Source organism: Paenibacillus sp. JCM 10914, from assembly GCF_001315105.1.
GTDB lineage: Bacteria > Bacillota > Bacilli > Paenibacillales > Paenibacillaceae > Paenibacillus_AQ.
The window spans coordinates 18,807-28,333 of the sequence record NZ_BAZR01000051.1; the positions used below are offsets into that span (position 1 = coordinate 18,807).

Sequence of the window (9,527 nt, forward strand, 5' to 3'; positions counted from 1 at the left end):
AGCGGTGATCGGACAGCCTAATTCAAAGAACCAGCACGGAGGGTTTTTATTCTATGACTTATCTTGATTCCAAATTAAAAATATTTACGTGTAACTCCAACCCCAAATTAGCTCACCAGATCGCGGACTACATCGGGATACCGATGGGGGAATCGCATACGACCAGCTTCAGCGACGGCGAGATTCAAGTTAAGTTGTCGGAGAGCGTCCGGGGTTGTCATGTTTATGTCGTGCAGTCTACGTGTCTGCCGGTCAATGATAACTTGATGGAACTGCTGGTTATGGTGGATGCATTAAAGCGGGCATCTGCGAAGAGCATTAATGTCGTCATTCCCTATTACGGATATGCCCGTCAAGATCGCAAAGCGCGTTCACGGGATCCGATTACGGCAAAGCTGGTAGCGAATCTGATCGAGAAAGCAGGAGCTCATCGCGTCATTACGATGGATCTGCATGCGATGCAGATTCAGGGCTTCTTCGACATCCCTGTAGACCACTTGCTCGGCGTGCCGATTCTCGCCCAGTACTTCCGCTCGAAGCAAATCGAGAATCCGGTCATCGTATCGCCTGACCATGGCGGTGTAGTCCGCGCGAGGAAGCTTGCTGATTTCTTGAATGCGCCATTGGCGATTATCGACAAGCGCCGGCCGGAGCCGAATGTAAGTGAAGTCATGAACATCATTGGTCATATCGAAGGCAAAACAGCCATTCTGATCGATGATATCATCGACACGGCAGGCACGATCGTGCTTGGAGCTAATGCGTTGATGGAGGGTGGCGTCAAAGAAGTATACGCTTGCTGTACGCATCCCGTGTTGTCAGGCCCAGCGCATGAGCGGCTGGAGAACTCGCCAATCAAGGAAGTTGTGGTTACGGATACGATTCCGATTACCCATCCGAATCCAACGAATAAGCTGACGGTTTTGTCAGTAGCGCCGCTTATGGGAGAAGCTATTATCCGTGTGCATGAGGAACTGTCGATTAGTAAATTGTTTGAAATAGAATAAACAAACCGTGCCAGGCAGGGCTACGTCTTTCTCACGGGAAGATGTAGCCCTAATCGGCTATGGTCGCGGGGTCACTCCTGATCGTGAAGAGTGAGACGGTTGATCGGTAAGTAAACGTTTTCATAACTCCGGGTTGCAAAGACGTTGAAGCTGGGCTTTAGTATCCTGGTCTTGAGATAAAGGTAAAGGAACTGCGGTTATACAACGTTCCTTCAAGCTCTACAAAGTAGGTGTCGACAGCAGTAATGAGACCGACGTTGATGTGACAACCGAGTTCGTAGACTTGAACAGGGATGCCATGTTTCATATGATATTGAAAATGGCTGTGGTGCGTTAATTTCTGTTCATAGGCTTTCAATGCCGATTCACCTTCTTATAAGAGCAGTTTTACGCGGATTGCTTAGTTCATATTGTACTCAGAAATAGCGAAAGAAGAAAGTATTAATCGTGAAAGGAACCGTACTCGTGATGAAATGGATTGTTGGACTGGGCAACCCCGGTCCTGCTTATGAGAAGACACGCCATAATGTTGGGTTTATGGCGCTGGATGCACTGGCCGAGCGCCATGGAATGAAATTCAATCAGAACAAATGCAAGGCCGTTATCGCGGAGGGAACGATCGCTGGCGTCAAAACCGTGTTGATCAAACCGATGACGTTCATGAATCTGTCCGGCGAAGCGGTCCGCGCCTACATGGATTACTACAAAGTCAGTCTGGAAGATATGATTGTCGTATATGATGATCTGGATACTGCCGTAGGAAAAATTCGCCTGCGCTACCAAGGCAGTGCGGGAGGACATAACGGGATCAAGTCGATTATTCAGCATACAGGGACCCAGATCTTCAACCGGGTACGAATGGGTATATCAAGACCGGAACCAGGGTATGCGATTGTTGATTATGTATTAAGCACATTTCCGAAGAAAGAGCGGGAAGAACTGCAGAGTATGATCGATGAAACCTGTGCCGCTCTCGAATTTAGCTTGGAGCATACGTTTGAGAGAACGATGGCGAAGTTCAACAAGTAGCATGCGAGATGGAAGATTGCCGTCTTAAACAAGGAAAATCCGGGCATACTGAAGGTATATAAGACCTTCAGGAGGCATATGATGGCGATAACCTATGTTTGCAGGCACTGTAGGACATTTCAGGGCCGAATCGATTCACACTTGATTACCGAGGCTCAACTTGGCTTTGATTCCTTGACCCCCGAGGAACGCAAGGATATAATAGCGTATGATTTTAATGGTGAAGTCATGGTTCGAGTTACCTGTGATCATTGCCGGGAAGCGCTTGAGGCGCACCCGGAACTTAGTCTTTTGGCAAATCCCCTGCAATAAGCGTATAATGGGGAGAGTGCTTTTTTGTAGAAGTCATACAGCGGCTGTGACCGCTGTTTTAGCCTTGGCAGCTCTGCTTAAGGCTTCTTTTTTCGTACCTATTTTCGTCAACCGTCCATGAAACTTCCATGAAAGATAGAGTTAAAGAAATTCATTTCTTTTGCATAAGAGAGGTGCCCCTTTTGTTACAAGCACTTATTGATGTATTTTCGGAGGACTCGGATTTTAAATCCATTGCTGCTGGCGTTACCGCCGGTATGCGTGAGCAATTAATTTCCGGTCTTTCCGGTTCGTCCAGGCAAATACTACTGGCTGCTCTTCATCAAGAACAGCAACGCCCGCTTCTCGTTGTGACCCATAACATGTTCTCCGCACAGAAAATTGCAGATGATTTACAGGAAGCGCTATCATCCGACCAGGTGTTGCTATACCCGGCCAATGAGCTTGTTGCGGCGGAGTCGGCAGTTTCAAGCCCCGAGACCTTAGCGCAGCGGATCGATGTACTTGTCCGTTGTGCCCGAGGTTTCCGGGGTATTGTTGTTGCGCCGTTCTCTGGAGTGCGCCGGCTCCTACCAGCACCGGAAGTCATGTCGGACGCGCGAATCGTTCTGAGTGACGGTGGAACCCTGGTGCTGGATCATTTCCTGAATCGTATGATCGAGATGGGGTATGAGCGGGTAGAGCGTGTTGAGACCCGGGGCGAGATGAGTGTTCGCGGTGGCATTATTGATTTCTATCCGATGACGACCTCGTTTGCGTATCGGGTAGAACTGTTTGATGAAGACATCGACTCGATCCGAACGTTTGACCCTGTTGACCAGCGATCGATCGACAAAGTCCGTGAAGTCGTGATTACGCCTTGTAAGGAGATCATTGCTGACGAAGAACGTCTTGCCCGCACAGCGGATGCGGTACTGCGGCAACTTGATGCTCAGCTTGAGCGTATGAGTGACCGCCAGGCGAAGATGCGTCTGCGCGATGAGATCCAGCGTGAAGTTGAGATGATGCGGGAACGTATCTATTTTCCAGAAATTTATAAATATATATCTTTGCTGTACCCGGAGAAGACGCATTTATATGACTATATGCCGCAAGACACGATCCTTGTCATGGATGAACCTGCCAGGCTCATGGAAACGGCGAAGCAACTGGAGCGGGATGAAGCAGAATGGAGTCTGCATCTGATGCAGCACGGTAAATCACTTCCAGAGTTACCGCTATCGCTCGATACGGAGGAGATTATTTACCATCATCCTTACCAATCCTCCCTGTTGATCTCCATCTTTTTGCGCCAGGTACCGCGAATGCAGCCGCAGAACATCGTTAATGTGATGACACGTGGCATGCAAGACTTCCATGGTCAGATGAACGTGCTCAAGGCTGAGATGGAACGCTGGAAGAAGTCAGGCGTTAAAGTCATCATGCTTGCCGGGGATGCGGAGCGGATGGATCGCATGCGCCGGGTATTACAGGATTATGGCATTGAAGAACCCGTCATGCTTGAAGGACATCTCCAGAATGGATACGAGATGCCTTCGGTTCATGCTGCCGTCATTACAGAGAGCGAGATGTTCTCATCCAAACAGCGCAAGACCCGCAAGAGCACGAAGAATATGGACAATGCGGAGCGGATCAAGAGCTATACCGAGCTCAAGGTCGGTGACTATGTCGTACATCAAAATCACGGCATAGGGAAGTATATGGGGATTGGAACGCTTGAAATCAATGGTATTCACAAGGATTACATGCATGTCCTGTATGCAGGAGGCGACAAGCTTTCCGTACCGATCGAGCAGATCGACCTTATTCAGAAATATGTCGGCTCTGAGGACAAGGAGCCGAAGGTATACAAGCTGGGCGGGAATGAATGGACCCGTGTGAAGAACAAGGTTCGGACATCGGTTCAAGATATCGCGGATGACTTGATTAAACTCTACGCAGAGCGTCAGAGTGCACCGGGTTATGGGTTTGAGAAGGATACCTCGGAGCAGCAGGAATTCGAAGATATTTTCCCTTACGATGAGACACCGGATCAATTGCGTGCCATTACCGAGATTAAGAAGGATATGGAGCAGAATCGGCCGATGGATCGGTTGCTGTGCGGAGATGTGGGCTACGGCAAGACGGAAGTGGCCGTTCGCGCTGCATTCAAGGCGGCTATTGAAGGTAAACAGGTGGCTTTACTCGTTCCTACCACGATCCTGGCGCAGCAACATTATGAGACATTCCGCGAGCGATTTGCTAACTATCCAATTAACATTCAGGTGCTGAGCCGGTTTCGGAGCCGTAAAGAACAGAACGAGACCATTAAGAAAGTGAAGCAAGGTTCGGTGGATATTCTGATTGGGACCCATCGCCTGTTGTCTCAGGATATCGTATTCAAGGATCTGGGCCTGCTTATTGTTGACGAGGAGCAGCGGTTTGGTGTGACACATAAGGAGAAGTTAAAGAAGCTGAAGACCAATGTCGATGTACTGACGTTAACCGCAACGCCTATTCCTCGTACACTGCATATGTCCATGCTCGGTGTAAGGGATCTGTCTGTTATTGAGACTCCGCCCGAGAATCGATTCCCCGTGCAGACTTACGTTGTGGAGCATAGTCAGACACTGGTCCGCGAAGCGATTGAACGCGAACTTGCCCGCGGCGGTCAGGTGTATTATTTGTACAACCGGGTTCAAGGCATACAGGAGATGGCTGCTCAGATTTCAATGCTCGTACCGGAGGCTCGAGTGGGCGTTGGTCACGGACAAATGTCGGAGACGGAGCTTGAGAAGACGATTCTGGATTTCCTCGATGGAGAGCATGACGTGTTGGTCAGTACGAGTATTATCGAGACGGGTGTCGATATTCCGAATGTGAATACCTTGATTGTGCATGATGCTGACAAAATGGGCTTGTCCCAACTGTATCAGCTGCGCGGGCGTGTAGGACGCTCCAATCGGATCGCCTATGCTTATTTCACGTACCAGCGCGACAAGGTATTGACCGAAGTTGCGGAGAAGCGCCTGCAATCGATCAAGGAATTCACAGAGCTCGGATCAGGTTTCAAAATCGCTATGCGCGACTTGTCGATCCGTGGAGCCGGTAACTTGCTCGGAGCGGAACAGCATGGATTTATCGCATCTGTCGGTTTCGATCTATATTCGCAAATGCTGGCTGAGGAAATTCAAAAACGCAAGGTCAGTATGCTGGGCGAGCCGTCTCTGCCATCGAAGGATTGGAACACATCCATTGATTTGGGTATTGACGCATACTTGCCATCAGATTACATTTATGACAGTATTCAGAAAATTGAAATTTATAAAAAGGTGGCTGTTGTTTCGTCCATAGACGAATCTGCAGAGCTCGAAGATGAATTGCTAGATCGGTTTGGCGAATTGCCGCTCGCGGTTAGTAATCTAATGGCCGTATCCCGTCTGAAAGTGTATGGGCGTACGTATGGAATTGATGCTGTTAACCAGCGGGGAGATGACGTGCTCATCCAATTTTATGAGGGTCAGGATAAGGCGGTTGACACGGCGGCACTTGCGCAGATTGGAAATCTGTTTGAAAGACGTGTACAATTTGAACAAGGGCCGGCTATGGCCATTCGCATCAAGGGCAAGGGACTTGCCGATCAACAATTGCTGGAATTGCTTGAACAATTCCTGGAGGCTGCACAAGGGCCATTTAACCTGAAGGGAGAACTACAAAATGCCGTCAAGAAGTAACAAGGCATGGAAGACCTTTATTGTATCTATCACTGCCGTACTCTCCATGTCGATGATCGCCGCATGCGGAAACGATAACGAGAATAATCCTGAAGAGGATACCAGCAAGGTCGTCGTGAAATATCAGGGCGGAGAAATAACGGAGAAGGAATTCGATTTGGAACAACGTATGATTCAGTTCCTGTCGCCGGAGTATGCTCAGTTCCTGCAGATGGATGAATTCAAAGAGTATTTGGCGAAACAAGGCGTAGCTTACGAATACTTGTATGCCAAAGCTGACGATAAAGCAAAAGAAGCTGCAGAGAAACAGGCCGACGAACTGATCAAGGGTCAGAAGAATGGCATGGGAGAGGAGCAGTATAACGCTGCTCTGGAAGCTCAGAATTTGACGGAAGCGGATTTGAAGAACTATATGCTTCGGGTAATCACCGTCATGGAGCATGAGAAGAATCAGATCACTGAGGAAGACATCAAGAAAGATTTCGAGGCCAACAAGCAGGACTATACAAGCATTACGGTCCGACATGTCCTCGTTGGCTTTACCGATCCTGAAGGTAAGGAACGTGCCGAAGGCGAGGCCCTGAAGCTTGCGAAGGAAGTGCAGTCCAAACTGAATAATGGTGAGGATTTTGCCGCGATTGCGAAGGAATACTCCGAAGATCCAGGCTCGAAGGACAGCGGTGGCCTCTATGAGAACCAACCTGCTGGTCGATGGGTGCCGCAGTTTAAAGAGAAGGCGTTGACCCTCGAATTGGACAAGATTAGCGATCCGGTGGAAACCGATTACGGCTATCATGTCATGAAGGTGGAGAAGCGAGAGGAAATGACGTACGATAAGCTGCCGGCTGATCAGAAAGATGGTATCCTGAACGAATTGGCGTCAGCCAATGTCGATCATTTCATGCAAAATGAGCTCAACGACATCATTGAAAGCATGGACTTGCCGAAGAGCGAAGCACCGCCAGCAGACAACCCTGCTGAGGGTGAGGAGGCTCCACCTGCAGACAACCCGGCGGAAACACCTGCTGAAGGTGACAACGCACCAGAGACCGGGACCGAAGGCGACGGAAAATAAGTAAAGTTCGATGATCGACATAAGACAAGCGTTACATTGTGCTGTGATGGTGGTAACTAAGTTCTAGGACCAGCAGCCCGTAGCGTAGTAGGCTTTACCATCCATAACGGGGCTGTGAACGCCTCGTTATGGATTTTTTTACTGAGGCAGGGGGAATCGTCGGTCTGCGAATTATTTTTGGATTTCGCAACCAATAGAGGGTAGATGATGTATAAGGAATTGGGAATGGATGAATACTATGGTCAGACATTAACTTCTTATACCTGGGGACATCCTCTTCCCGAATGGAACAGTAGTTGAAAAATCTTCTTATGAAAGTGGGGCAACAAGTGACATGAAAGCTACTGGTATCGTCCGCCGTATTGATGACCTCGGGCGCGTGGTCATTCCAAAAGAAATTCGACGCACATTACGGATTCGCGAAGGCGATCCGCTGGAAATTTTCGTTGACCGGGATGGAGAAGTCATTCTGAAGAAATACTCGCCGATCGGTGAATTGGGTGATTTTGCGAAGGAGTATGCAGAATCTCTTTACGAAAGTACGGGACACATTACGATCATCTCTGACCGTGACACTTTTATCGCGGTAGCTGGTGGCTCCAAGAAAGATTATCTGGACAAGTCTATCGGCAACCTGCTGGAGAATTGCATGGAGAATCGGAAGACTGTACTGGAGAGCAATAGCGGAACGTATGAGATTGGCAAGGATAATCCGGAGGCGTTGTCGTCTTTTGTAGTCGCGCCGATCGTAGCAGGAGGAGACCCGATCGGCAGCGTTATACTGCTGAATAAGGACGAATCCGTTAAGATGGGTGAGATGGAAGTGAAAATGTCGGAAACGGCTGCTGGCTTCCTCGGTAAGCAGATGGAGCAATAAGTTAAGCTTGTTGAAGATTTGGATCAAACTCCCGCTGCCTTTTGATCTTTATAGGATCAGAAGAGCAGACTGGGAGTTTTTTTGTGCCTGTTCGTTCTGGTTGGTTATAATGGAGTTACTATGGAGAAGAAAAACGATCACACAGGCGCCCGCTTGTTGCAAGGCGCGTTTATTCTTGGTGCAGCTGCGATCTTGTCGAAATTGATCGGCACGTTGCAGAAGATCCCGCTACAGAATATGGGCGGCGATGCCGTCTTTGGGATTTACAATACGGTCTATCCGTTCTATATGATGATGATCACGGTGGCAGCCTGCGGCTTTCCTGCGGCCGTCTCGAAATATGTGGCGGAATATGAGTCGGATGGACGGCCTGAGGATAGCCAGAGATTGCTCAGACTGGCTTCGACAGCTTTGATATTGTTCGGGTTAGCACTAGGCTGCTTAATGTATGCAGGTGCGCCCTGGATCGGCATGATGATCGGCAGCACGCAAGTTGTACCTGCCCTGCGTGCAGGCGCGCTAGCACTTGCCTTTGTACCGTGGATGTCCGTGCTGAGGGGGTATTTTCAAGGTCTGCACAATATGGTGCCGACCGCCCTCTCTCAAATTACCGAGCAGATCGTCCGTGTGGGGGTCATGATCGCGCTGCTGTTGTGGATGCTAAGCATCGGTGCTAATGCCGATATAATCGCGGCGGGCGCGATGCTTGGGTCAGCGGCCGGTGGGGCGGCTGGGCTGATGGTGATGGGACTGTATTGGAGAAGACATATCCGGCTTAATCAGCTGGCAGGGCGGACGGGATGATTCCAAGACGTCACGCCGGGGATATGAAGGAAACGAAGCGGAGTGCCGATGTAACTAGAGAGGGAGCGGGTACGCTACTGCGGCGTCTGCTTAGCTATGGCATCCCCGTTTGCCTTGGTCTATTAGCCGTTCCGTTGATTAGTTTGGTAGATACCTTTACTGTGCCGCGGCTGTTACAGTCGGCTGGACTCGTTGAAGCGCTGGCGATGGCGGAATTTGGTATCTACAATCGGGGCTTGCCGCTGGTACAGCTGGTGACGATGCTTGCGACCTCTTTGTCCGTGCTGTTTATACCCGCTTTAGCCGAGGCGAAGTTCAAAGGGGAACACGACCGAGTAATAAGGCAGAGCAGCATGGCCTTGCGTTGGTTCTGGTTAATCGGCATGACCGCATCGGTGGGTTTGGCGGTGCTGGCAGAGCCCATTAATATCATGCTGTACGAGGATGCTGCCGGTACGTTGACGATGCAGATTATCGCGTTTACGGCTGCAGGTGCAACGATGAGCACCATTACGGCCGCGCTCTTGCAGGGTGTAGGCATCGTGAAGGCGCCGGCGATTCACCTCCTTGCTGCAGCCGGTCTGAAGCTGCTGCTCAATCTAGCGCTTGTACCGCCTCTGGGTATTGCGGGTGCGGCCATCGCTGGCGTGGCCGCGCATTTGACCGCCGCCGCGCTCAACCTAGCGCTGCTCTCGCGCAGCTGCCGGCGT

Annotated in this window: 7 protein-coding genes and 1 pseudogene; 7 read left to right on the top strand and 1 reads right to left on the bottom strand. The window is 50.0% G+C overall.

Annotated elements, in window-relative coordinates:
* The first annotated feature begins 53 nt into the window (after positions 1 to 53).
* Entirely contained in the window at positions 54 to 1,007 is a 954-nt protein-coding gene (locus tag JCM10914_RS27465) for a ribose-phosphate diphosphokinase (RefSeq protein WP_023967286.1), read from the top strand.
* Positions 1,008 to 1,164: 157 nt separating this feature from the next.
* On the opposite strand, the gene JCM10914_RS27470 is transcribed toward JCM10914_RS27465, so the two are convergent.
* Positions 1,165 to 1,365 carry a hypothetical protein gene (locus tag JCM10914_RS27470; protein WP_023967288.1) on the bottom strand — a complete coding sequence of 67 codons (201 nt, stop codon included), beginning with the start codon at positions 1,363 to 1,365 and terminating at the stop codon, positions 1,165 to 1,167.
* Positions 1,366 to 1,475: 110 nt separating this feature from the next.
* Between JCM10914_RS27470 and pth the strand changes: the two genes are divergently transcribed.
* From pth to JCM10914_RS27500, 6 genes and pseudogenes are all read left to right on the top strand, one after another.
* Positions 1,476 to 2,036 carry an aminoacyl-tRNA hydrolase gene (pth, locus tag JCM10914_RS27475; protein ID WP_036720470.1) on the top strand — a complete coding sequence of 187 codons (561 nt, stop codon included), beginning with the start codon at positions 1,476 to 1,478 and terminating at the stop codon, positions 2,034 to 2,036.
* 81 nt (positions 2,037 to 2,117) lie between these two features.
* A complete protein-coding gene (locus JCM10914_RS27480; protein WP_036720465.1) occupies positions 2,118 to 2,348 on the top strand; it encodes an anti-sigma-F factor Fin family protein in 231 nt (76 codons plus the stop codon).
* 182 nt (positions 2,349 to 2,530) lie between these two features.
* Positions 2,531 to 6,061 carry a transcription-repair coupling factor gene (gene mfd / locus JCM10914_RS27485; protein WP_023967294.1) on the top strand — a complete coding sequence of 1,177 codons (3,531 nt, stop codon included), beginning with the start codon at positions 2,531 to 2,533 and terminating at the stop codon, positions 6,059 to 6,061.
* Complete coding sequence (locus tag JCM10914_RS27490; RefSeq protein ID WP_023967296.1) at positions 6,045 to 7,136, top strand: peptidylprolyl isomerase; 1,092 nt, start codon at positions 6,045 to 6,047, stop codon at positions 7,134 to 7,136. Before mfd ends, JCM10914_RS27490 begins: the two co-directional genes overlap by 17 nt.
* Positions 7,137 to 7,470: 334 nt before the next feature.
* Positions 7,471 to 8,013 (top strand): stage V sporulation protein T, encoded by a 543-nt coding sequence (gene spoVT / locus JCM10914_RS27495; protein WP_023967298.1) that lies wholly within the window; start codon positions 7,471 to 7,473, stop codon positions 8,011 to 8,013.
* 120 nt (positions 8,014 to 8,133) lie between these two features.
* Positions 8,134 to 9,527, top strand: a pseudogene (locus JCM10914_RS27500) (polysaccharide biosynthesis protein); the annotation flags it as partial.

Coding starts and splice junctions, on each gene's coding strand:
- JCM10914_RS27480 (WP_036720465.1), top strand. CDS start 2,118: ATGGCGATAACCTATGTTTGCAGGCACTGTAGGACATTTCAGGGCCGA.
- pth (WP_036720470.1), top strand. CDS start 1,476: ATGAAATGGATTGTTGGACTGGGCAACCCCGGTCCTGCTTATGAGAAG.
- JCM10914_RS27490 (WP_023967296.1), top strand. CDS start 6,045: ATGCCGTCAAGAAGTAACAAGGCATGGAAGACCTTTATTGTATCTATC.
- JCM10914_RS27465 (WP_023967286.1), top strand. CDS start 54: ATGACTTATCTTGATTCCAAATTAAAAATATTTACGTGTAACTCCAAC.
- spoVT (WP_023967298.1), top strand. CDS start 7,471: ATGAAAGCTACTGGTATCGTCCGCCGTATTGATGACCTCGGGCGCGTG.